This window comes from Kosakonia pseudosacchari (assembly GCF_015167415.1).
GTDB lineage: Bacteria > Pseudomonadota > Gammaproteobacteria > Enterobacterales > Enterobacteriaceae > Kosakonia > Kosakonia pseudosacchari.
Window position 1 is genome coordinate 1,371,503 of sequence record NZ_CP063425.1, and the last position, 22,866, is coordinate 1,394,368.

23 protein-coding genes are annotated in these 22,866 nt (G+C 53.9%); 8 read left to right on the forward strand and 15 right to left on the reverse strand.

The annotated features are described in order from the left end of the window. The first annotated feature begins 9 nt into the window (after positions 1-9). The 5 genes from IP581_RS06330 (at position 10) to cspE (ending at position 6,970) form a co-directional block, all read left to right on the forward strand. Positions 10-1,263 carry a TolC family protein gene (locus tag IP581_RS06330; protein ID WP_193822051.1) on the forward strand — a complete coding sequence of 418 codons (1,254 nt, stop codon included), beginning with the start codon at positions 10-12 and terminating at the stop codon, positions 1,261-1,263. Next, the gene (locus IP581_RS06335; RefSeq protein ID WP_193822053.1) at positions 1,263-2,717 is read left to right on the forward strand and encodes an efflux RND transporter periplasmic adaptor subunit; all 1,455 of its coding nucleotides are present in this window, start codon (positions 1,263-1,265) and stop codon (positions 2,715-2,717) included. Before IP581_RS06330 ends, IP581_RS06335 begins: the two co-directional genes overlap by 1 nt. Continuing rightward, a complete protein-coding gene (locus IP581_RS06340; protein WP_193822055.1) occupies positions 2,714-5,833 on the forward strand; it encodes an efflux RND transporter permease subunit in 3,120 nt (1,039 codons plus the stop codon). The genes IP581_RS06335 and IP581_RS06340 overlap by 4 nt, the downstream gene beginning before the upstream one ends. Before the next feature lie 204 nt (positions 5,834-6,037). Next, the gene (gene pagP / locus IP581_RS06345; RefSeq protein WP_407659146.1) at positions 6,038-6,568 is read left to right on the forward strand and encodes a lipid IV(A) palmitoyltransferase PagP; all 531 of its coding nucleotides are present in this window, start codon (positions 6,038-6,040) and stop codon (positions 6,566-6,568) included. Between the two features lie 192 nt (positions 6,569-6,760). Further along, positions 6,761-6,970 carry a transcription antiterminator/RNA stability regulator CspE gene (cspE, locus tag IP581_RS06350; protein ID WP_007373839.1) on the forward strand — a complete coding sequence of 70 codons (210 nt, stop codon included), beginning with the start codon at positions 6,761-6,763 and terminating at the stop codon, positions 6,968-6,970. Between the two features lie 62 nt (positions 6,971-7,032). Here the strand turns inward: cspE and crcB are convergent, their stop codons facing one another. Then, a complete protein-coding gene (gene crcB / locus IP581_RS06355; protein WP_086871507.1) occupies positions 7,033-7,416 on the reverse strand; it encodes a fluoride efflux transporter CrcB in 384 nt (127 codons plus the stop codon). 89 nt (positions 7,417-7,505) lie between these two features. Between crcB and IP581_RS06360 the strand changes: the two genes are divergently transcribed. After that, positions 7,506-8,294 (forward strand): deaminated glutathione amidase, encoded by a 789-nt coding sequence (locus tag IP581_RS06360; RefSeq protein ID WP_193822057.1) that lies wholly within the window; start codon positions 7,506-7,508, stop codon positions 8,292-8,294. 127 nt (positions 8,295-8,421) lie between these two features. Further along, complete coding sequence (tatE, locus tag IP581_RS06365; protein ID WP_017455877.1) at positions 8,422-8,616, forward strand: twin-arginine translocase subunit TatE; 195 nt, start codon at positions 8,422-8,424, stop codon at positions 8,614-8,616. 69 nt (positions 8,617-8,685) lie between these two features. Here the strand turns inward: tatE and lipA are convergent, their stop codons facing one another. The 11 genes from lipA to IP581_RS06420 all read right to left on the reverse strand — a co-directional run bounded on the left by lipA (position 8,686) and on the right by IP581_RS06420 (position 19,458). After that, positions 8,686-9,651: a lipoyl synthase gene (gene lipA, locus IP581_RS06370; RefSeq protein WP_020457001.1), complete on the reverse strand. Its 966-nt coding sequence runs from the start codon at positions 9,649-9,651 to the stop codon at positions 8,686-8,688. A gap of 211 nt (positions 9,652-9,862) precedes the next feature. After that, positions 9,863-10,816 carry a YbeF family transcriptional regulator gene (locus tag IP581_RS06375; RefSeq protein WP_193822059.1) on the reverse strand — a complete coding sequence of 318 codons (954 nt, stop codon included), beginning with the start codon at positions 10,814-10,816 and terminating at the stop codon, positions 9,863-9,865. Positions 10,817-11,120: 304 nt separating this feature from the next. Then, the gene (gene lipB, locus IP581_RS06380) at positions 11,121-11,762 is read right to left on the reverse strand and encodes a lipoyl(octanoyl) transferase LipB (protein WP_193822061.1); all 642 of its coding nucleotides are present in this window, start codon (positions 11,760-11,762) and stop codon (positions 11,121-11,123) included. Between the two features lie 88 nt (positions 11,763-11,850). Beyond that, positions 11,851-12,114, reverse strand: a complete 264-nt coding sequence (gene ybeD, locus IP581_RS06385) for a DUF493 family protein YbeD (RefSeq protein ID WP_017455881.1) — start codon at positions 12,112-12,114, stop codon at positions 11,851-11,853. A 104-nt stretch (positions 12,115-12,218) separates the two neighbouring features. Beyond that, positions 12,219-13,430, reverse strand: a complete 1,212-nt coding sequence (gene dacA, locus IP581_RS06390; protein ID WP_086871515.1) for a D-alanyl-D-alanine carboxypeptidase DacA — start codon at positions 13,428-13,430, stop codon at positions 12,219-12,221. Positions 13,431-13,569: 139 nt separating this feature from the next. Continuing rightward, positions 13,570-14,754 carry an endolytic peptidoglycan transglycosylase RlpA gene (gene rlpA / locus IP581_RS06395; protein ID WP_193822063.1) on the reverse strand — a complete coding sequence of 395 codons (1,185 nt, stop codon included), beginning with the start codon at positions 14,752-14,754 and terminating at the stop codon, positions 13,570-13,572. A gap of 10 nt (positions 14,755-14,764) precedes the next feature. Continuing rightward, positions 14,765-15,877, reverse strand: a complete 1,113-nt coding sequence (mrdB, locus tag IP581_RS06400; RefSeq protein WP_086871523.1) for a peptidoglycan glycosyltransferase MrdB — start codon at positions 15,875-15,877, stop codon at positions 14,765-14,767. A 1-nt stretch (position 15,878) separates the two neighbouring features. Beyond that, positions 15,879-17,780, reverse strand: a complete 1,902-nt coding sequence (gene mrdA, locus IP581_RS06405; protein WP_086871525.1) for a peptidoglycan DD-transpeptidase MrdA — start codon at positions 17,778-17,780, stop codon at positions 15,879-15,881. 29 nt (positions 17,781-17,809) lie between these two features. After that, positions 17,810-18,277 carry a 23S rRNA (pseudouridine(1915)-N(3))-methyltransferase RlmH gene (gene rlmH, locus IP581_RS06410; protein ID WP_017455886.1) on the reverse strand — a complete coding sequence of 156 codons (468 nt, stop codon included), beginning with the start codon at positions 18,275-18,277 and terminating at the stop codon, positions 17,810-17,812. A gap of 3 nt (positions 18,278-18,280) precedes the next feature. Next, positions 18,281-18,598, reverse strand: coding sequence for a ribosome silencing factor (rsfS, locus tag IP581_RS06415; protein WP_017455887.1), 318 nt, complete (start codon positions 18,596-18,598; stop codon positions 18,281-18,283). Positions 18,599-18,840: 242 nt separating this feature from the next. Beyond that, positions 18,841-19,458: an adenosylcobalamin/alpha-ribazole phosphatase gene (locus IP581_RS06420; protein ID WP_193822065.1), complete on the reverse strand. Its 618-nt coding sequence runs from the start codon at positions 19,456-19,458 to the stop codon at positions 18,841-18,843. Between the two features lie 99 nt (positions 19,459-19,557). Between IP581_RS06420 and cobD the strand changes: the two genes are divergently transcribed. Next, positions 19,558-20,652 carry a threonine-phosphate decarboxylase CobD gene (cobD, locus tag IP581_RS06425; RefSeq protein ID WP_193822067.1) on the forward strand — a complete coding sequence of 365 codons (1,095 nt, stop codon included), beginning with the start codon at positions 19,558-19,560 and terminating at the stop codon, positions 20,650-20,652. Here cobD and nadD read toward each other — a convergent pair. From nadD to lptE, 3 genes are read right to left on the reverse strand one after another with little or no spacing between them, the layout of a single operon-like run. Then, positions 20,627-21,268, reverse strand: coding sequence for a nicotinate-nucleotide adenylyltransferase (nadD, locus tag IP581_RS06430; protein ID WP_193822649.1), 642 nt, complete (start codon positions 21,266-21,268; stop codon positions 20,627-20,629). The genes cobD and nadD overlap by 26 nt on opposite strands. A gap of 1 nt (position 21,269) precedes the next feature. Next, on the reverse strand, positions 21,270-22,301 hold the full coding sequence (gene holA, locus IP581_RS06435; RefSeq protein WP_193822069.1) for a DNA polymerase III subunit delta: 1,032 nt from the start codon (positions 22,299-22,301) through the stop codon (positions 21,270-21,272). Continuing rightward, positions 22,301-22,864 carry an LPS assembly lipoprotein LptE gene (lptE, locus tag IP581_RS06440; RefSeq protein WP_086871533.1) on the reverse strand — a complete coding sequence of 188 codons (564 nt, stop codon included), beginning with the start codon at positions 22,862-22,864 and terminating at the stop codon, positions 22,301-22,303. The genes holA and lptE overlap by 1 nt, the downstream gene beginning before the upstream one ends. Positions 22,865-22,866 lie beyond the last annotated feature (2 nt).

Here is a 22,866-nt window from a genome sequence, read left to right on the forward strand (position 1 = left end):
GGGGCAACAATGAAACGTTACTCGCTGAGCCTGCGGCTCGGCGGGGTGTTGCTTGGACTGATGTGCTCCGCCGCGCAGGCGGAGCCACTGACGCTGACGCAAACCCTTGCCGCCGCTGAGCGCTATTCCGCAGAACTTTCCGCTAACCGCAATGAAGCGCAGGCGCTGGATGCGATGGCGGATTCTGCCCGCCAGTTACCTGACCCGAAGCTGAAATTCGGTATTGAAAATGTCCCGGTGCAGGGCAATAACGACCACCGTTTAACCCGCGAAGGGATGACGATGCAGCGGATCGGCATCATGCAGCAGTATGTCAGCGCCGAAAAACGCGATCGTAAAGCCGATACCTTGTTGGCGGAAGCGCAAAGTGTTAGCGCCAAATCCGCCGTCGTGCGCGCCAATTTACAGCGCGACACCGCCCAGGCGTGGCTCGACTTAGCGCTTTCGCAACAGGCGTTGCAGACTGCGCGTAAATTGCTGGCAGAAACCGAACGCCAGCAAGGCGCGCAGCGCGCCAGCGTGGGTGCCGGCAATGCTGCACCAGACAGTGTGCTGGCCTTCCGGGTTGGCCTGAGCGCAATGCGCGACAAGCTCACGCTCGCCGAACGTGATGTGCAACTGGCGCAAACCCGCCTGACACAGCTGACTGGCGAGGATGTGAGCGCCGTTTCCGGCGAGCTTCCGCGATATCAACGTCTGCCTGCGGATGAAAAAACGCTGGAGCAGGGCATCGCACAGCATCCTGACATTATCGCTGCTGCCAGCATGGCGAACAGCGCGAAAGCGCGTTCTGCACAGTCAGCGGTTGCCGCCATCCCGGATGTCGAGGTGGAAGTCTGGTACGGACGCCGCGCCGAAGGGTACGAAGATATGGCTGGGGTCATGTTTACCGTCGATTTGCCGCTGTTCCAGTCCCACCGGCAGGACAAAGATCACGCCGCCGATGTCTCCCGCACCATGCAGGCCAACGACCAGTTGGCGCTGGCTGAGCGCGATCACGCTGCACAGTTGCATTCGCTTATTGCCGAATATAACGCCGCGCAAACCCTGTGGATGCGCCAGCGTGACGAAGTGCTGCCACTGGTTCGCCAGCGAGCCACGTTACTGGCGGCGCAATATCGTTCCGGGCAGTCAGATCTCTCTGCACTGCTGGAAGCACGGCGCAATGTGCTTGATAGCGAACTGGCCGCGAACCAGGCCGAGAAAGCGATGGCACAGAAATGGGCCGCAATCCGCTGGCTGATCCCACAGGAGTTAAGGTAATGAAGAAAACGATTTTAGCCGTCGTGATTGCGGCTTGCATGGCGGCGGGCGTAGGGTATTTCGCCGGTCGCCAGCACAGTGCGCCTGTGGCTTTTGGCGAACAAACGCCGCAACGAAAAGTGCTCTACTGGTACGATCCAATGGTGCCGGATCAGCGTTTTGACAAGCCGGGTAAATCACCGTTTATGGATATGCCGTTGGTGCCGCGTTACGCCGATGAAACACCTGCCAGCGGTGGCATCAGCGTCAGTGCGCAGCAGCAGCAAAACCTGGGGATGACGACGGCGAAAGCGGAAAAACGAGCGCTTGCTGAGGCGTTTTCTGCCTTCGCCACGGTAACCACCGATGAGCGCAGCATTCAGAGCGTACCCTCTCCGGCGGCTGGCGTGGTGGAAAAGCTGTTTGTCCGCGCGCCACAACAGTGGGTAAAGAAAGGGGAAGCACTGGCGCAGCTGTGGATCCCGCAATGGACCACGGCGCAGCAGGAGTATCTGGCGGTGCGCCAGTTAGGTGATGGCGAACTGACGCGCGCCGCCCGCGAGCGGCTGGCGCTGCAGTTTATGCCGGATGCCATTATTCGCGCGGTTGAACGCAGCGGGAAACCGCAAACCCGGCTCACCCTGCGCGCCGATCGCGACAGTTATGTGGTGAAACTTGATTCCCGTGAAGGCGCACAAGTTGCCGCTACGCAAGTTCTCTTTGAGCTGGCGAACCTTGATCCTGTCTGGCTGGTGGTCGATTACCCGCAAAGCCAGGCGCAGGCACTCACTGTGGGTAGCGACATCATTGCCACGTCAGGTAGTTGGCCGGGCGAGCAGTTTCACGGTCGAGTCAGCGAACTGCTGCCTCAGCTTGAAACCACCACCCGGACGCTGAAAGCGCGCATCGTGCTGGATAATCCGCAGCAAAAACTCAAACCCGGCATGTTCCTTACCGTTACTCAACCTGCTTCAGCGCAACAGCCTGACGTGCTGGCCATTCCGGAAGAGGCGCTGATTGAAACCGGTGCGGCAAGCCGCGTGTTACTGGCGACGGGCGACGGGCATTTCCAGGCTGTTAACGTCACCACCGGACGTACAGCACAGGGCTGGACCGAAGTGCTTTCCGGGTTGAAAGAGGGCGACAACGTAGTGACGTCCGGTCAGTTCCTGATTGATTCGGAAGCCAGCCTGCGTAGCGCGTTACCGCAACAGCAAGCCCCGCAAGCGGCTGCGAAAAAAGCGCCAACCTACGATTCTACCGGTGTGGTGAAAGCGATGGATGCGGGGAGCATTACGCTTTCACACCAGCCGATCCCGGCGCTGAACTGGGGAGCGATGACGATGGATTTCGTTCTTAAGCAGCCGGAACCCGCCATCAAAGTGGGCGATAAGGTGATGTTCAGCTTCACGCTGGATGACGAGCAGGGCGCTGTCATTACCCATCTGATGCCGGTGCAGGAGACGATGAAATGATTGCTGCCGTAATTCGCGCCTCGCTGCGTAACCGCTTGTTAATCCTGCTGGCCGCGCTGGTGCTTACCGGCTGGGGGATTTGGTCGATACAGCGCGCGCCGCTGGATGCCCTGCCGGATCTCTCCGATGTGCAGGTGATTATCCGCGCCAGCTATCCGGGTAAAGCGCCGCAACTCATTGAAGATCAGGTGACTTACCCGCTGACTACCGCCATGCTTTCCGTGCCGGGGGCGAAAACAGTTCGCGGCTATTCGATGTTTGGCGATGCCTATGTCTATGTGCTGTTTGATGATGATACCGACCTCTATTGGGCGCGTTCTCGCGTGCTGGAGAATTTAAGCCAAATCCAGTCTTCATTGCCTGCCGGCGTGAACGTCGGCTTAGGGCCGGATGCGACCGGCGTAGGCTGGATTTATGAATATGCGCTGGTGGATCGCAGCGGCAAACATAATCTGGCGGATCTGCGCGCGTTGCAGGACTGGACGCTGAAGTTCGAATTGAAAACGGTGCCAAACGTCGCGGAAGTGGCGAGTGTTGGCGGGATGGTGCGGCAGTATCAGGTTGTACCGGATCCCGCGAAAATGCGGGCGCTGAATATAACCCATGAACAGATTGTCAGCGCTGTGCAGGCAGCGAACCAGGAGAGCGGCGGCGCGCTGCTGGAGATGGGCGAAGCCGAATTTATGGTGCGCACGACCGGTTATTTGCGGCAACTGGCAGATTTTCGCCAGATAGTCATTGCCAGCCGGGAAGGTGTGCCGGTGATGCTTTCAGATGTGGCGACGGTGCGCCTGGGGCCGGAGCTGCGGCGTGGCGTAGCGGAATATAATGGCGAAGGCGAAGTCGCGGGCGGCATCATCGTTATGCGCTATGGCAAAAACGCGCTCGATACCATTCATGCGGTGAAAGCCAAACTCAGCGAGGTGCAAAAAACGCTGCCTGACGGCGTGGCTATCGTGCCGGTTTATGATCGCTCGACGCTGATTGAAAGTGCAGTCGAAACGCTGACGCATAAATTGATCGAGGAATTTATCGTCGTAGCCCTGGTTTGTACGCTGTTCCTGTTCCATTTCCGTTCGGCATTAGTGGCGATTGTGTCGCTGCCGCTGGGGATCCTCGGTGCGTTTATCGTCATGCATTACCAGGGTATTAACGCCAATATCATGTCGCTTGGCGGGATTGCGATTGCGATCGGCGCAATGGTGGATGCGGCGATTGTGATGATTGAAAACATGCACAAAGTGATGGAGCAGTGGCGACACGATAACCCGGATCGCCAGCCGACCAGTGCTGATTACTGGCGTTTTTCAGAACAGGCGGCAGTCGAAGTGGGACCGGCGCTATTTTGCAGCCTGCTGATCATCACCTTGTCGTTTATTCCGGTATTTTCGCTGGAAGCGCAGGAAGGGCGTATGTTCTCGCCGCTGGCCTTCACCAAGAGCTGGGCGATGGCAGTAGCGGCCGGGCTTGGTATTACGCTGGTTCCGGTGCTGATGGGCTTGTTTATTCGCGGCAAGATCCCTGATGAGAAAGCCAACCCGATCAACCGGTTCCTGATCCGCATGTATGAGCCGCTGCTGGATAAAGTGCTGGAGTGGCCGAAAGCGACGCTGGCGGTGGCGCTATTGTTATTGCTGGCAACGTTATGGCCGTTGAGCCGTCTGGGCAGTGAGTTTATGCCGCCGCTCAACGAAGGCGATTTGCTGTATATGCCCTCGACGTTACCGGGGATCTCTGCGCGGGAAGCTGGGCGTTTATTGCAACAAACCGACCGGCTGATTAAAAGCGTGCCGGAAGTGGCGAGCGTGTTTGGTAAAGCAGGCAGAGCGGAGAGCGCGACCGATCCCGCGCCGTTAACCATGCTGGAAACCACCATTCGCTTTAAGCCGCGCGATCAGTGGCGAGCGGGGATGACGCCGGAAAAACTGGTGGAAGAACTGGATAAAACCGTCAGGGTGCCGGGCATTGCCAATGTCTGGGTGCCGCCTATTCGTAACCGACTCGATATGCTGGCAACCGGGATCAAAAGCCCGGTGGGCATTAAGGTGAACGGCAATAATATTGCGGATATTGAACGTGTGGCGCAGCAAATCGAGCAGGTGGTGAAAACGGTGCCGGGTGTGACATCGGCGCTGGCCGAGCGTCTGGCGGGCGGGCGCTACGTCGATATCAACATTAACCGGCAGCAAGCCGCGCGCTATGGCGTGTCGGTAAAAGAGCTGCAATCTTTGGTTTCTACGCTGGTGGGTGGCGAAAACATTGGCGAAGTGCTACAGGGACGGGAGCGCTATCCCATCAATGTACGTTATCCGCGTGAAATCCGTGATAACGTTGATGATCTGCGCAAATTGCCGGTGATCACTGAAAATGGCAGCCAGATTGCGTTAGGTGAACTGGCGGATATCGTGGTGAAAGAGGGGCCGCCGATGCTAAAAAGCGAGAATGCGCGCCTTTCGAACTGGATCTACGTTGATCTGCGTGGTCGGGATTTGAAATCGGCTGTGGACGAGATGCAACAGCGGGTAGCGCAGCAGGTAAAACTGCCGCAAGGGGTAACACTCTCGTGGTCCGGACAGTTTGAATATCTGGAACGTGCCACGGCAAAATTGAAAATCGTATTGCCGGTAACGTTAACGATTATCTTTATCCTGTTATTTATTACCTTTAAGCGTATATCGGATGCCTTGTTAATAATGGGGACATTGCCCTTCTCGTTGATTGGCGGTGTCTGGTTATTATGGCTGCTGGGATATAACTTATCCGTTGCGGGAGCTGTTGGTTTTATTGCTCTGGCTGGGGTGGCGGCGGAGTTCGGCGTTATTATGGTGCTCTATCTTAATCACGCGCTTGAGAAATATCTCACGCGCGAGCCAGATGGCGGGAATAAGGTATTGCTACAGGCTATCCATGAAGGTGCGGTGCTCCGCGTGCGGCCAAAGGTGATGACGGTTGCGACGATTATGGCAGGGCTGCTTCCCATTATGTGGGGCGGTGGCAGCGGTTCAGAGGTGATGAGCCGTATCGCCGCGCCTATGATTGGCGGCATGATAACAGCCCCCTTGCTGTCGATGTTGGTTATTCCGGCGGTTTATTTCTTACTACATCGCAAACGTTAGCCGTTTTTTTGCGCCTCTGTAAGGGGGCGCATCAAACCCTATTCTGTGTCAGGTGACGTAAATACTGCGATTATTCCGTAGGTTTTTTCAGAATTAATCCGATCTCGTTAAGGAACTATTCAGATAACATGCCCGAGAATAAACGTCGTTGCGTAATATGGAATAAGTACGGTGTCTGTAAATAAGAAAATTTTAGCTATTTTTTTGTCGTTATTTTGCCAGTTTTCGGTGGTTACCACAGCAGTTGCTGCAGAGGAATCCTGGTTCTCGAGTTTTACTGACAATGTGAAGCAAACCTGGCAGCAGCCAGAGCATTATGATCTCTATGTTCCTGCTATCACCTGGCATGCGCGTTTCGCCTATGACAAGGAGAAAACGGACCGTTATAACGAACGTCCGTGGGGCGCGGGTTTTGGTCAGTCACGTTGGGACGAAAAAGGCAACTGGCACGGCCTTTATCTGATGGCGTTTAAAGATTCCTATAACAAATGGGAACCCATTGGCGGCTATGGGTGGGAGAAGACATGGCGTCCGCTGGCAGATGATAACTTCCGTCTGGGGTTGGGTTACACGGCCGGGTTTACCGCGCGTGATAACTGGAAGTACATTCCCATTCCTGTGTTATTGCCGCTGGCATCTGTCGGTTATGGCCCGGCGACTTTCCAGATGACTTACATTCCGGGCACCTATAACAACGGGAACGTTTACTTTGCCTGGATGCGCTTTCAGTTTTAGCTGCAAATGCGGTGTTAACGTGATGTGCAAATTTTAATCATTGCCTAAAACGCGGAATAAACTCACTTTTGCAAAAAAGTTAGCGACATTTATCACTTTTTCACGAATAACGACTGGACAAAAGTCGTCACAATTGTTGTACTGATACCCGACACAGCATTTGTGTCGATTTTTCATGTAAAGGTAATTTTGATGTCTAAGATTAAAGGTAACGTTAAGTGGTTTAATGAATCCAAAGGATTCGGTTTCATTACTCCGGAAGATGGCAGCAAAGACGTGTTCGTACACTTCTCTGCAATCCAGAGCAATGGTTTCAAAACCCTGGCTGAAGGTCAGCGCGTTGAGTTTGAAATCACTAACGGTGCCAAAGGCCCATCTGCTGCGAACGTAATGCCTGTTTAATTCAGCTACGTACGTACAGTAAGAATTCCAAAACCCGCCGTAAGGCGGGTTTTTTTATGCTTTCAATTTGCGTTAACCGAGGAAAACAGCCAAAACGCCAGAGCCGTCATAGCTAACGAACCCAGCAGGTTTACCGCCACGTTAAGCAGCGCCCAGTTAATTCGCCCCTCTTGCAACAAAAACACCACTTCTGCGGAAAAGGTAGAAAAGGTAGTCAGACCACCACAGAAACCGGTGGTTAACAACACTTTCCAGACGGGATCGATGTGCGTCATACGATTGAACCACGCTAACCCCATACCGATAATAAACGCACCTAGCAGGTTGGCGGTAAGGGTACCAACAGGAATCACCTGATGTGCCGGATTAAGTTTCATGCTTAACATCCAGCGCGCAACGCTGCCCGTTCCACCGCCAATAAATACCGCTAAAAGAAGTTGTAACACCGTGAGATCCTGCTATTTGATTTGTTAGAGTGTTGAGTTTAGCGTCGCGGCTATTTTCTGGCTATGGTGACGAAGCGGGAGGACTAAAGATGATTGTTGCAGCCGGACAATTTGCGGTCACGCCAGACTGGCGGACCAACGCGCAGACATGTGTTGCGTTGATGGCACAGGCGGCAGCGCGTCAGGCGTCGCTGCTGGTGCTGCCAGAGGCATTACTGGCAAGAGATGATGCTGACCCACACCTTTCGGTCAAATCGGCGCAGACGCTGGATGGTGGCTTTCTGAGCCTGTTGCGCACGGAGAGCCAGCGTAACGCGTTGACGACGGTGCTAACGGTGCATGTTCCGTCAACCGAGGGCAGGGCAGTTAATACGCTGGTGGTATTGCGCGCTGGAGAGGTGATCGCGCAGTATGCCAAGCTGCATTTGTATGACGCGTTCAACATGCAGGAATCTGCGCGTGTGGACGCCGGGTGCGATATTCCTCTGTTGATTGAGGTGGAGGATATGAAGGTCGGGCTGATGACGTGCTACGATCTGCGTTTCCCGGAACTCGCTTTGTCGCTGGCGCTGCAGGGGGCAGAACTGCTGGTATTGCCTGCCGCCTGGGTACGTGGCCCGCTCAAAGAGCAGCACTGGGCGACGCTGCTATCGGCAAGGGCGCTGGATACAACATGTTATATTGTCGCGGCAGGCGAATGTGGCAACAAGAATATCGGGCAGAGCCGGATCGTTGATCCGCAGGGCGTGACGGTTGCGTCGGCGGCGGAAGCACCTCAGTTGATTTTCGCCGAGGTCACGCCTGAACGCGTGGTGCAGACGCGCGAGAAACTACCGGTGTTACGTAATCGGCGTTTCGCTGTGCCGCATTTATTGTGATGTTTTTTTAAACAACACTTGATTCATCTCGTTACACATTGCTATTGTGTGCGCGCGTCGAATGACCGTTAATGAAGTCCGGTTATAATGGCGTTTTATGCAGCCTGTTTTACGAAAGAAGGTATCTATGGGTGAGATTAGTATTACCAAACTGCTGGTTGTGGCCGCACTGGTTGTTCTGCTGTTTGGAACCAAAAAATTGCGTACGCTCGGCGGTGACCTGGGCGCAGCCATCAAAGGCTTTAAAAAAGCCATGAATGATGATGATGCAGCGAAAAAAGCTGACGAAGTCACAGCAGAAAAACTCTCTCACAAAGAGTAACAGCGGCTTTGACAGGCGAAAAAAAACCGGCGCAGAAGCCGGTTTTTTTGTCTGCAGTGTAAGCAAGTATTACTTCACTTCAACGCCTTTTGCCTGCAGGTCTGCATGGTAAGAGGAACGCACAAACGGACCACACGCCGCATGGGTAAAGCCCATCGCCAGCGCTTCCTCTTTCATTTCATCAAACTCATCCGGGCTGACATAGCGCTGTACCGGCAGATGGTGGCGGCTTGGCTGTAGATATTGGCCCAGCGTCAGCATCGTCACGCCGTGACGGCGCAGATCGCGCATAACCTCGATGATCTCGGCGTTGGTTTCACCTAAGCCGACCATCAAGCCGGATTTTGTTGGGATTTCCGGATGCGCTTCTTTAAAACGCTCCAGAAGTTTCAGCGACCAGTTGTAATCGGCGCCCGGGCGAACCTGGCGGTAAATACGTGGCACGTTCTCCAGGTTGTGGTTAAACACATCCGGTGGCGTGGCGGTGAGGATATCCAGCGCACGATCCATGCGACCACGGAAATCCGGCACCAGCGTCTCGATTTTAATCGATGGGCTTTTTTCGCGGATTGCGGTAATGCAATCCGCAAAATGCTGCGCACCGCCATCACGCAGATCGTCACGGTCTACAGAGGTGATTACCACATAACGCAGCGCCATATCAGCAATGGTCTGCGCCAGTTTTTGCGGTTCGTTGGCATCGGGCGCCACAGGACGTCCATGTGCCACATCGCAGAATGGGCAACGGCGCGTGCAGATAGCACCAAGGATCATAAAGGTTGCCGTACCGTGGTTGAAACACTCAGCGAGGTTCGGGCAGGAAGCCTCTTCGCATACAGAGTGCAGCCCATTTTTGCGCATGGCTGCTTTAATACCCTGGATACGGGAAGAGTCGGCCGGGAGTTTGATTTTCATCCATTCCGGTTTTCTTAACAGGGCTTCGCGTTCTGTCGCCACATTTTTAACCGGGATAAGCGCCATTTTATCGGCATCGCGGTACTTAACACCGCGTTCCATCACAATGGGTTTACTCATAGCATGCGTGTTCCAGTTGCGGATAACGAAGTAAGCATTTCAATTCAAATGAATGTTGTATTTATCAACTATTTTTGAATTAACTTGCGTGCAGTATACCATTGATGGGGGATAGAAAGCAGCCTGACAACGGGGGCAATTTGTAAAATAGTTGTTGTTTTGTGCCAAATGCCCAATTAGGGTTAGCGCTTTCGCCTGGCACGGACGGGCATTAAAAAGCCCGTCGGATAACATTAATGACGCTTTCCAGTACCGGGTCGCGCAGGCTCAACTTATTGTAAAAGAGTGAGATTTCAAGACGCTCATTAGTAATTGGCGGGTAATCAATTTCAACCAGCTGCCAACAGCCACTGAATAACTCAAACAGTCGCGCCGGCATTAGCCCCAGCATATCGCTGTTGCCGATCAGTGCCGCAATCGTAAACATATTGTAACTGCTGAAGCTTACCTGACGCTCCGGGAAAAGATCCTGCACACGCTGGCGAAGGCCGCTAAGATTTTGCCCTTCCAGCATCAGCAGCGTGTGTTCGTACTGCTGCAAAACCTCTTCATTGATCGGCCCATTTAAACAAGGATGCCCTTTACGGCATACCAGCATGATACGGTCGCTATAAAGGACGTGATGATTAATGGTACGAGAGCCTGCAATATGCGTATCAATAATTAAATCGGTTTGAAACTGGCTGAGCTGACTTTCCGCATCGTTCACGGGAATATTACGCATCATCAGATGCGGCGAACTCTCTTTTATTGCCTTGAAGATAACAGGTATAACTAATGCGCCAATCGATGGGGGCGTGCCGATGGTAATCGTACGTTGTTTGTCATAGCTGCCGGTCAGGTCTAATGCGCCAAGAATAGACTCCAGCCCCTGGCTGATATATTCGTGCAGATGGGAAGCATAAGCCGTAGGCGTCACGCCCTGGCCTTTACGAATGAAAAGCGGATCGGGAAATATTGCGCGTAATTTTTGAATGGACTGGCTAATTGCGGAAGGCGTTAAATTGAGCACTTTTGCCGCGTTGACTATCCCTTTGTGAACATATACTGCCTCAAAAATAGTCAGTAAATTGAGATCAATATTGCGCAGCGTTCTGAAAACTTGCGGCTTATCATCGTCGGGGCGCACGGTTATTCGCTTTTCCTGCAGGTTATTATTATCCACGCTTGTGCTCCGTATTCATTCAAAACCTGAATGATAGTTGAATTTATTTTTTTTGTTGATTATTAACTTGGGTAAACATCCTGTCTCTCGTCATCATGACGTAGTTTTTTATCGCGAGGCCAGACAATACACGCAAAAAAGATTGGCCTGGAGCGCGTATACAAAGCCTGCCAACGTGCTTTAATGCTAATTATCCCGACAAAGCAGGCAGGTTGAAAATAGAGAATATGGCTTCTATTGTAAAGCGCTAACAGGCCAAATAAATACCTACCCGCACAAAATGCGGGCTTCTGTACATGATATATTAAGCGCTCATATATTGATGTGGTGGATTGTTTAGTAGCGCTAAAAATTGCTGGATAAGAATCGTCCTTAATTTATCCATATCGCTATTTTCCACCAGCTGGCTGACCTGCGTCATTTCCATACCAGCGTACCCGCAAGGGTTGATGCGCATAAATGGTGTCAAATCCATATCGATATTCAGCGCCAGGCCATGGAATGAGCACCCTTTGCGGATGCGCAGACCTAGCGAACAGATTTTTTTGCCCTGCACATATACACCCGGCGCGTCAGCGCGTGCCTGTGCGTTAATCCCGAGTGTTGCCAGCGTATTGATAACCGTATTTTCCAGCAGCGTGACAAGCTCGCGAACGCCCACTTTTCGCCGCTTCAGGTTAATTAAAACATACATTACCTGCTGGCCTGGCCCATGGTAGGTTACCTGACCGCCGCGATCGCTCTGGATCACCGGAATATCACCCGGAGCCAGCACATGTTCGGCCTTACCGGCCTGGCCTTGTGTAAAGACGGGATGGTGTTCTACCAGCCAGATTTCATCCGGCGTTGTCTCGTCGCGAGCATCGGTGAATTCATGCATTGCCCGAGAAACAGGATCATAGGGCTGCAAGCCAAGATTGCGGATAAGAATGGTGTCCTGAGACAAAACGGCATCCCCGGGGGAGAAAAAGAGTGGGGGGAGTATATCACAGCGAAGACGTTACCCGAATGGCTCCGGGTAACGTGATGAACAATTACAGCACCATACGAACAATTTCGATATTGCCGAGTTCTTCGTACAGTGTCTCAACTTGCTCAATGTGCGTTGCGTTGATGGTGATAGATACCGAGTGGTAATTGCCTTTGCTGCTCGGTTTTACCTGCGGAGAGTAATCACCTGGCGCATGGCGCTGTACCACTTCAACCACCAGATCAACCAGCTCTGGTTTCGCCAGACCCATCACTTTGTAAGTAAAGGGAGTCGGGAATTCAAGCAGTTCTTTAAGATTGGTTTTCATGTCAGCTCCGGCGTAAAAAATAAGAACTCCTGCCGCAAGGGCAGGAGTTTTTCTGAGATGCTAAGTATATGGGGATGGAAATCACACTTTCAAGTGTTCAATTTTTAGCCAAACCAGTGATGGAACATCAATTTAATGTAATCAATGATTTTGCCGAAGAAATTGCCTTCCGGGATCTCCTGCAGTACCACTAGCGGGCGCTGTTCGATGGTTTTACCATCCAGCTGGAAATTAATAGAGCCAACCACCTGATTTTTCTGCAGCGGCGCGTGCAGCTCGCTGGTGTTCAGCACATAGCTGGCTTTCAAATCTTTCATGCGGCCGCGTGGGATGGTCAGGTAAACATCTTTATCAACGCCCAGCGAAGCGCGATCGCTGTCGCCAAACCATGCTGGCTCTGAAGCAAACTCTTTACCGGCTTTGATCGGGTTTACGGTTTCAAAGAAACGGAAGCCCCAGGTCAGCAGTTTCTTACTTTCGGTTTCACGGCCTTTAAACGTGCGACCACCCATCACAGCAGATATCAGGCGCATCTGGCCTTCGGTTGCCGATGCTACCAGGTTATAACCCGCTTTATCCGTGTGACCGGTCTTAATACCGTCGACATTCAGGCTGTTATCCCACAGCAGGCCATTACGGTTGGTCTGACGAATGCCGTTAAAGGTGAACTCTTTCTCTTTATAAATGGCGTATTCGTTCGGTACATCGCGGATCAGCGCCTGGCCAATCAGCGCCATGTCACGCGCGGAGCTGTATTGCCCATCAGCATCCAGGCCGTGTACGGTCTGGAAGTGGCTGTTTTGCAGGCCCAGCGCTTTAACATAATTGTTCATCAGGCCGACAAACGCATCCTGGCTGCCCGCCACATAATCGGCCATCGCCACGCAGGCATCGTTACCGGATTGCAGGTTGATACCACGAATCAGCTGGGAAACTGGCACTTGCATACCGGGTTTCAGGAACATCAGCGAAGAACCACGGAACACCGGGTTGCCGGTGGCCCAGGCATCGTTACCAATCGTGACCAGATCGCTGTCTTTGAATTTGCCCGCTTTCATAGCCTGGCCAATGACATAACTGGTCATCATCTTGGTCAGACTTGCCGGATCGCGGCGCGCATCGGCGTTTTGCTCAGCGAGCACTTTGCCGGAGTTATAGTCGATCAGGATATAGGATTCCGCGTCAATCTGCGGAACACCCGGGATCATGGTCTTAATATTCAGGTCATCGGCATGCGCAGCGGAAAGAGAGGCTGCAGCCAGCGCCGTGGTGAGCGCCAGGCGCTGCATAAAACGAACGGAAAAAGTGGTCTTCATGGTCGAACAACGACATCCGTGATGGAGTTAAAAAAAGTGCCTTACTATAGCAAAAGCTATACTTGCAGGCATCTGACTTTCAGCATGACTTTGTTAATGTTGCTGACATAAGTTGACAAAGCCAGACGCCTTCGCAAGCTTACTGGGCGTTCGTAACAAATGACTGCAACTGCGCCTCGTTTTGCAGGCGCTGCTGCAAGGCGCTGGCGTCCGCTTTATTGCTAAACGGCCCTAACTGTACGCGCCAGACAGCGCCGTTTTGCGTGACGCGGCCAGGCACCGCAAACTGCTGCGCCAGGCGCTGCTGGTATTGCTGAGCACGCGTCTGATCGCTAACGGCACCCACCTGCACCATATAACCGCCACTGCTTGCCGCCGCAGCGCTACTGGCAGGCGCGGCCGTATGTACGTTGCCCTGTACCGAGCCAGGTGCTGTAACGGGAGAAGTACGCGTTGGTGTGTAAGTTTGCGTAGCAGGAGCAGTCTGCGCAGCCGTTGGCGTTACCGGTGTTGTTGCAGGTTGCGCTGCTGTTGCGGCGGAAGTATCAGTGCTTCCTTCCAGTACACCAGAGGCGAGTGGGGTCGGCGCACCCAGGAAGCCGCCGCTACGTACCGGCGCGGCGGTCGTATCGTCGCTTTTCAGCGTATCGTTGCTGATAGCGTGTACATTGCCCTGTGGTTCTTCAGGCTGCGGAGCCGAAGAGACGCTGCCGAGACCGCCGCCCAGATCGGGACGCGCAGGCAATGCGTAGGTTTGCTGTGCGACTTTCGTACATGCCATGCCCGGGCCGGAAAGGGAGCCATCCTGCGCAACGATAATCGGGTCAATACGCACTTTGGTGTTATTAGAGGTGTTCAGTCGATCCGCTGCGGCGCGCGACAGGGAAATTACGCGATCGTTACCGTAAGGGCCGCGATCGTTAATACGCACCACGATCATGCGACCATTCGCCAGGTTGGTGATACGCGCATAGCTTGGAATAGGCAGCGTCGGATGTGCCGCGGTAAGCTGCATCGGATCAAACGCTTCGCCGGAGGCGGTCAAATTACTGCCGGGTTCGGCATCATAAATAGCGGCCAATCCCGCCTGGCTGAAGTTCGCCGGATTCTGCACGATTTTGTAGCGCTTACCGTCGCGCTCATAATCCTGATTCGCCGTGGCGACAGGCGCTTCATAATGAGGCTCCGCACCGCTAATTTCAACGACAGGGCCGTTACACACCGCAGGTTGCGGCGCTACGGTCGTCTGCTGCTGACCATCATCGTTCGAACATGCCGCCAGTAATCCTGCTGCTATGCAGATCCCAAGCCATTGCTTACGCATTGCCCACCTCTTATACGCTCTTTGACAACATTTTCCTGTGGGTATGGATCGACATAACGATACCAAACCCGGCCATGAGTACGATCAGGGCAGAACCCCCGTAACTGATCAGTGGCAGCGGTACGCCCACCACCGGCAGGATACCACTCACCATACCAATATTTACGAACACATAAACGAACAAAATCAACATTAAACCACCTGCCATGACACGTCCGAACGTGGTTTGCGCACGGGCGGCAATCCACAGCCCACGCATAATCAGCAACACATATAGTGTGAGCAAAATCAGAATGCCGATGAGGCCCAGCTCTTCCGCCAGCACGGCAAAGATAAAGTCGGTATGGCGTTCGGGCAGAAACTCCAGTTGTGACTGCGTTCCGTGCAGCCAGCCTTTACCGCTCAGACCGCCAGAGCCGATGGCGATTTTTGACTGAATAATATGATAGCCCGCGCCGAGCGGATCGGTTTCCGGATCGAGCAGCATCATCACGCGCTGACGCTGATAATCATGCATCAGGAAGAACCACAGCACCGGGATAAACGCCGCCACCAGCACGGCGGCAATGCCAATCAACCGCCAGCTTAACCCGGAAAGAAACAGCACAAATAACCCGGAGAGCACCACAAGGATGGAGGTGCCCAAATCCGGTTGCGCCGCAACCAGCAGCGTCGGCACGAAAATAAGCGCCAGCGCGATAGCGGTATTCTTCAGCGAAGGTGGGCAGACATCGCGGTTAATAAAACGCGCCACCATCAACGGGACGGCTATTTTGGCTATTTCCGAAGGCTGGAAACGCACCACGCCCAAATCGAGCCAGCGCTGCGCGCCTTTTGAGATAGCGCCGAAAGCATCCACCGCGACAAGCAACACGACACAGAAAATGTAGAGATAGGGCGCCCATCCTTCATAGACCCTTGGTGGCACCTGCGCCAGAATAACCATGATAATCAGCCCCATGGCGATTTGGCCGATTTTGCGCTCGGTCATACCGATATCCTGGCCGCTGGCGCTCCAGATAACGATCGCGCTGTAAAACAGCAGCGCGAGGATAATCAGCAGCAGCACCGGATCGATGTGGATTTTATCCCAGAACGATTTCTTGTTCGGATTATCCGTCATGTTATTGGTCCTCCACTGCTGCCGCGGACGGGGTTTCCGTTGGCAGCTCGGTGTTGTTATCGCCAAGCATAATGTGGTCAAGGATCTGGCGCATAATCGTACCCACCGCCGGACCTGCGCCACCGTTTTCCAGAATGACCGCCACGGCGACCTGCGGGTTATCGTAAGGGGCGAACGCCGTCATCAATTTATGGTCGCGCAGACGCTCCGCAATACGGTGGGCGTTATAGGTTTCGTTGGCTTTCAAACCAAAGACCTGGGCGGTACCGGATTTCGCCGCGACTTTGTATGGCGCGTTGGCGAAGTACTTATGACCCGTACCGTTCGGGCGGTTGGCTACACCATACATCCCATCTTTGGCAATCTCCCAGTAGCCGGAGTGAATATCCCCCACCGGCGGCTGTGCTGGCTGTTGCCACGGCACTTGCTTGCCATCTTCTACCGTGCTCATTAGTAGATGCGGTACTTTAACAATGCCGTCATTAATCAGCGTCATCATTGCTTTGTTCATCTGCAATGGCGTTGCCGTCCAGTAACCTTGGCCGATCCCCACAGGGATGGTGTCACCCTGGTACCACGGCTTTTTAAAGCGCTTCAGCTTCCATTCGCGGGTTGGCATGTTCCCGGCGCGCTCTTCCGAAAGGTCGACGCCGGTATAGTGACCGTAGCCAAATTTGCCCATCCATTCCGCCAGGCGGTCAATGCCCATATCATAGGCAACCTGATAGAAGAAGGTATCGGCGGACTCTTCCAGCGACTTGGTAACATTCAGGTGGCCGTGCCCCCATTTTTTCCAGTCGCGGTAACGTTTTTCCGAGCCGGGTAATTGCCACCAGCCGGGATCGAACAAGCTGGTGTTGCGCGTGATCACCCCGGCGCTAAGGGCGGAAACGGCCACATACGGTTTCACCGTGGACGCCGGCGGGTAAACCCCTTGCGTTGCGCGGTTGATAAGCGGCGTATTCGGATCGTTTAGCAGTGAAGAGTAATCTTTGCTGGAAATGCCATCGACGAACAGGTTCGGATCGTAGCTGGGCATTGATACCAGCGCGAGAATGCTGCCATTGCGTGGATCGGTTACCACCACCGCCGCACGGCTGCCAGCGAGCAGTGTTTCGATATACTGCTGCAGTTTTAAATCCAGCGTCAGGTAGATATCGTGACCGGCCTGCGGCGGCACTTCTTTGAGCTGACGGATCACGCGGCCGCGGTTGTTGACTTCCACCTCTTCATAACCGGTCTGGCCGTGCAGCACATCTTCGTAATAGCGCTCAATGCCCAGTTTGCCGATATCGTGAGTGGCGGCGTAGTTTGCCAGTTTGCCCTCTTTATCCAGCCGTTCGACATCTTTATCGTTAATTTTCGACACGTAGCCAATGACGTGCGTCAGCGCGGAGCCATAGGGATAAAACCGGCGCTTATAGCCCTTGACCTCAACGCCGGGAAAACGGTACTGGTTCACCGCAAAGCGCGCCACCTGCACTTCCGTCAGGTTAGTTTTTACCGGAATGGAGGTGAAGCGGTGCGAACGTGAGCGCTCTTTTTTGAAGTTGGCGATATCGTCGTCGTTCAAATCGACCACATCACGCAGGGCATCCAGCGTTTGCTGCACATCATCGACTTTCTCCGGCATCATCTCGACCTGGTAGATGGTGCGGTTCAGCGCCAGTGGCGTGCCGTTGCGATCGTAGATAATGCCGCGGCTTGGCGCGATAGGCACCAGCTTGATGCGGTTTTCGTTGGAGCGGGTCTGGTAGTCCGCAAAACGGACGATTTGCAGATTATAAAGGTTGGCTACCAGCACGCCGGTAAGCAGCAAAATCCCCGTAAAAGCGACCAGCGCCCGGCGCACAAACAGCGCGGACTCAGCCGTATAGTCGCGAAAAGAATTCTGTAATTTCATCCGCTGCTTAATCTACCCAAGACTCGTCGTTACTCACGGTGGTAAGGATGGTTGGTGGTAATACTCCATGCGCGATACAAGCTTTCGGCAACCAGCACGCGCACCAGCGGGTGAGGTAACGTTAGCGCAGAGAGTGACCAACTTTGTTCTGCCGCCGCTTTGCAGGCGGGTGATAGCCCTTCCGGCCCGCCAATCAGCAAGCTGACATCGCGTCCGTCTTGCTTCCAGCGCTCCAGCTCGTTTGCCAGCTGCGGCGTATCCCAGGGTTTACCCGGAATATCGAGGGTAACGATACGATTTTTGCCAGCCGCGGCCAGCATCAGCTCACCCTCTTTATCGAGAATACGTTTGATATCTGCGTTCTTGCCGCGCTTTCCAGCCGGAATTTCGATTAACTCGAACGGCATATCTTTTGGAAAGCGGCGCAGGTATTCACTAAAACCTGTCTGTACCCAGTCCGGCATTTTTGTGCCGACGGCGACCAGTTGCAGTTTCACGCATTAACCCCAGAGTTTTTCCAGCTCATACAGGCGACGGCTCTCTTCCTGCATAACGTGGACAATCACATCGCCTAAATCGACAACGACCCAGTCCGCGGCGCTTTCACCTTCGACACCCAGCGGCATCATGCCGGCTGCGCGCGATTCCTGCACAACGTGATCCGCAATAGAGATAACGTGGCGAGTCGATGTGCCGGTGCAGATAATCATGCAGTCGGTGATACTGGATTTACCCTGAACGTCAATGGCCACGATATCTTGACCTTTCAGGTCATCAATTTTGTCGATAACAAAATCCTGGAGTGCTTTACCCTGCAAGTGTTCCCCCTGGGGTGAGTAAAAAATGTACTGTTAATGAACGGCCTGACATTATACCTGAACTGCATCGATTGCCGGGGTAAGAGAGATCCGGCAAGTTTAAAAGTTGGCTATCATCCCATCACGGGCGCGCGATTGCATTGCCAATTTTGTAAAACAATCTCTGCGCGCGGAGGATAGCAGCCTGTGAGGGCGTGTCAATGGCCGAATCAGCGGTGTGAATAGGATGCATGAAAAACACGCTATACATCGTCAGCGTGCCATGCTGCCCGGCTATTTAATACCCGCAGCGTGGCGAAATCATCATGGATATCAATAGCGCTCCAGCACCCTTGATCAACACGAAAATGCCACAGCGATGCAGCAGGCATGCCGAGTAAGCGGGCGATCAACAAACTCAATATCCCCTGATGGCTGGCAATCAACACATTCTTGTGCTGACTTTTTATATCGGCAAGCAGCGCAATAACTTGCTCAATTCGTGCAGAAAATTCCTGAAACCCTTCACCATTGGTGGGAACGGCGTGCTGCCAGTCGGTACACCAGGCCGCATAGCTTTCCGGGTCTTCTCGCGTTAAATCGCGATGATGGCGCATTTCCCAGTCGCCGAAAAACATCTCATTGAGTAACGGTGTGGTATGAACAGCAAGCGCGCGCGATTCCAGCACGCGCTCGGCCGTCTGCTGCGCGCGCTCCAGTTCGCTACAAAGCACATAATCGAAGGGCACATGCGCGAGTAACTCACGCAGGGTTTTCGCCTGCGCCAGCCCTTTGGGTGTCAGCGGAGTCGGTGAATGGCCGCTATAAAGCCCGGCGACATTCGCTTCGGTTTCTCCGTGGCGTATCAGCCAGAGTCGCATGATGGTCTCCCGTCTGGATTTGTGGGCAAAGTTTACCATCGCGCCCTCAATCACAGTCTCTTTTTCGTTTAAGATAACGGCTTTTAACCGGAGCGGAAGATGGCTTTGTTTCACAGCGCGCACGGTGGCAACACGCGTGAGGCGGCAGAACTGTTGGGGATATCGGCAGAGCAGTTGCTAGATTTCAGCGCCAACATTAACCCGGCCGGCATGCCGGCATCGCTTAAACATGCGTTACAGAATAATCTGTCGATCGCCGAGCGCTATCCGGATGTTGAGTATCAGCGCCTGCATCAGGTACTGGCGACGCATCACCAGATTCCGGTTTCATGGATACTTGCCGGAAATGGTGAAACGGAAGCGATCTTTGCGCTGGTCAACATGCTTAAGCCACGTAAAGCGATGCTGATAACACCAGGGTTTGCGGAATATCGCCGGGCGCTGGCGCGGGTGGAGTGTGCGATTAGCGACTATCCATTACGTGAAATTGATGGCTGGCAGCTTACAGATGCGCTGCTGGGCGCACTTACCGCCGATCTCGACTGTTTATTTCTTTGTACACCAAATAACCCCACCGGTTTGTTGCCGGACGATGCCTTGCTGCACGCGATTGCCGCACGTTGCAAAGCGCTGGGGATTACGCTTGTTCTCGACGAAGCCTTTATGGATTTTATTCCCGAACGCGAAGGCTTTATTCCTTATCTGGCGCAAAATCCGCATGTTTGGGTGCTGCGTTCACTCACCAAATTTTACGCTATTCCTGGTTTGCGATTGGGGTATGTGCTGGGCAGCAACGCACAGCAAGTCCGGTCTATGCGCGACGCGCAGATGCCGTGGTCCATCAATGCCTTTGCTGCGCTCGCCGGTGAGGTGATTTTGCAGGACAGCGATTATCAGCAGGCAAGCTGGAACTGGATCAAAAACGAACGTCCGCGTCTGTTCGCCGCCTTGAACGCGCTGTCGGGGTTAACGGTCTGGCCTGGCTGTGCAAACTATCTTTTTATGCGCTGTGACGCGCCGGATGTGGAGTTACAACGCGCATTGCTTTCCCGCCACATTTTGATTCGTAGCTGCGCCAATTACCCAGGGCTCGATGCGCGCTATTACCGTGTGGCGGTGCGAAGCGAAGAGGAAAATGATCGGCTAATCGCTGCCATGACGGCGGTGATCAGCGGTACAAACTCTGCTCGTTGATATACGTCATGACGGACTCGGGAAGCAGATCATCACACTTTTCACCGTGCTCCAGCCGTTCACGGATAAGCGTTGCCGAGATGTTGAACCATGGCGTTTCGGCAAGGTAAATCCGTCCGGCAGGTAAAGTATGCAGCTCTTCAGGATTGGTAGTGAGATGGGCTTCCAGCCACTGCTGATGCGCTTCCTGCTCCATTGTCAGCGGGTAACCGGGCCGGCGGCAAACAATCAGATGGCAGTTGTTCAGAATGGTCTCGTAATGGTGCCATGTCGGGAAGGTCAGCAGTGAATCCTGACCGATGATAAACGCCAGTGGGTGTTGAGGGCCTTGCTCTTCCCGCCACTCCTGCAAGGTTTGCGCCGTGTACGATGGCGTATCGCGGCGAAGTTCGCGCTCATCAAGGGTGAATAAGGGTTTGTCGGCGATGGCCAGCTCGACCATTTTTTTACGTTGCTGGCTGCTGGCTTCTGGCTGTGCGCGGTGCGGCGGCACGTTATTGGGCATGATGATTACCCTGGAAAGGCCAATCTGGTTCGCCAGCGCTTCCACAGGTTTCAGGTGTCCATAATGGATCGGATCGAAAGTACCGCCAAACAGTGCCTGCAACTGATTCATATCAACCATCAATAAAAACGTCTGCCAGTGCCTTATGACAGAGTAGCAGAGAAAGCCCTTCAAGCTCGGTCCACACCGACTGACCAAAATCCTGCTTCACAATCAGCTCAATACGGCTCAGCAAATGGACCGCCTGGCGTAACTGCTCGAGGCTCAGTCGATTAAGCGCATCCCCCGTAACACCCCTGCGGTTTTGCCACACCCGATGCTTATCAAACAGCGCACGCAGTGGTGTATGTGCTGACTGGCGTTTCAGTGTCACCAGCAACAGCAATTCGCGTTGCACGGTACGTAGCAGAATCACCGGTTCGCAGGCTTCCAGCCGCAACTGGGTAAGAATATGCAACGCGCGTTTGCTTTTGCCCGCCAGTAGCGCATCAACCCAGTGGAATGGCGTAAAGTGCGCGGCGTCGTTCACTGCATGTTCCACGCGGGGCAGGGTGAGTTTGCCATCCGGCCACAGCAGCGCCAGGCGCTCCAGCGCTTGCGCCAGTGCCAGTAAGTTTCCTTCATAGCAATAACAAAGTAACTGATTGGCCGCGTCGTCCAGTTCCAGTTTGTTTTGCTTTGCCCTGGCAGCAACCCAGCGCGGCAGGTTCGCTTGTTCCGGCGTCTGGCAGCTTACTTGCACGGCGCGGTTATTTAACTGCGTTATCCATGCCGCGTTTTCCTGCGCTTTGGTCAGTTTGTTCCCACGGACCGTTAAAATGAGGTCGTCATGCAGCAGGCTAACCAGCTTTGCCAGTTGTTCATTGATAGCCGCGTTTGGGCCATTTTCGGGCAGCTGTAACAGCAACGTCTGGCGGCTGGCGAACAGACTCAATGCCTGGCAGATGGAGAAAATCGCATCCCAGTCTGTGCTGGCATCCAGTGTGAAGGTGTGGTGTTCGATGAAGCCCTGTTCAGAGGCGACCTGACGCACAGCGTCCTGGCTCTCTTGCAACAGCAGCGGATCGTTACCGAGGAGTAAATACGCCGCGCGCAGCCCTTCATTAAGCTGCGCGCGGAGTTGTTCCGGATACAACCTGAGCATTAGCTACCCGGTTGCGTGGAAGCGGAGCCAGTCGTCGAGGTGGCGGCGTCCTGCGTGCTTTTCGCATCTGCCGTATGTACGCTGGGCAGCTTACGAATCAGTTGTTCGGCTGCTTTGTCGTACATCTCCTGAACGATCATCTCCTGCTCTGCGGCTTTCGCCAGTGCCGTTTGTGGGTTATCAAAGAAGGAACGATAAACTTTGGTATTGATCGGGTAAATATCATGACCCGGGATCAGTACGCTGGCGTTTACGGACAGCACCATTTGATATTCCGCAGTGCGGCCATCCTGGAAAACAGAAGCCGTGTCACGGGAGAACGTGACAGCGCCCAGACGCAGAGAAGGCACATCCTGACGTGTGGACGTTTTCTCCAGCAGTTCGACACCATTCAGACGCAACTGGCTGCGGATCGCGCGGCTCAGTGGGCCATTCGGATCCCCTGAATCAAAGAACATCGTTTTCATTTCGCTCGGCACCTGCGTGGTATTACGCAGATGCCAGCCACATCCGGCGGTGATGAGCACCGCCAGTGATACGAACAATGTAGCCAGATATCGCACGC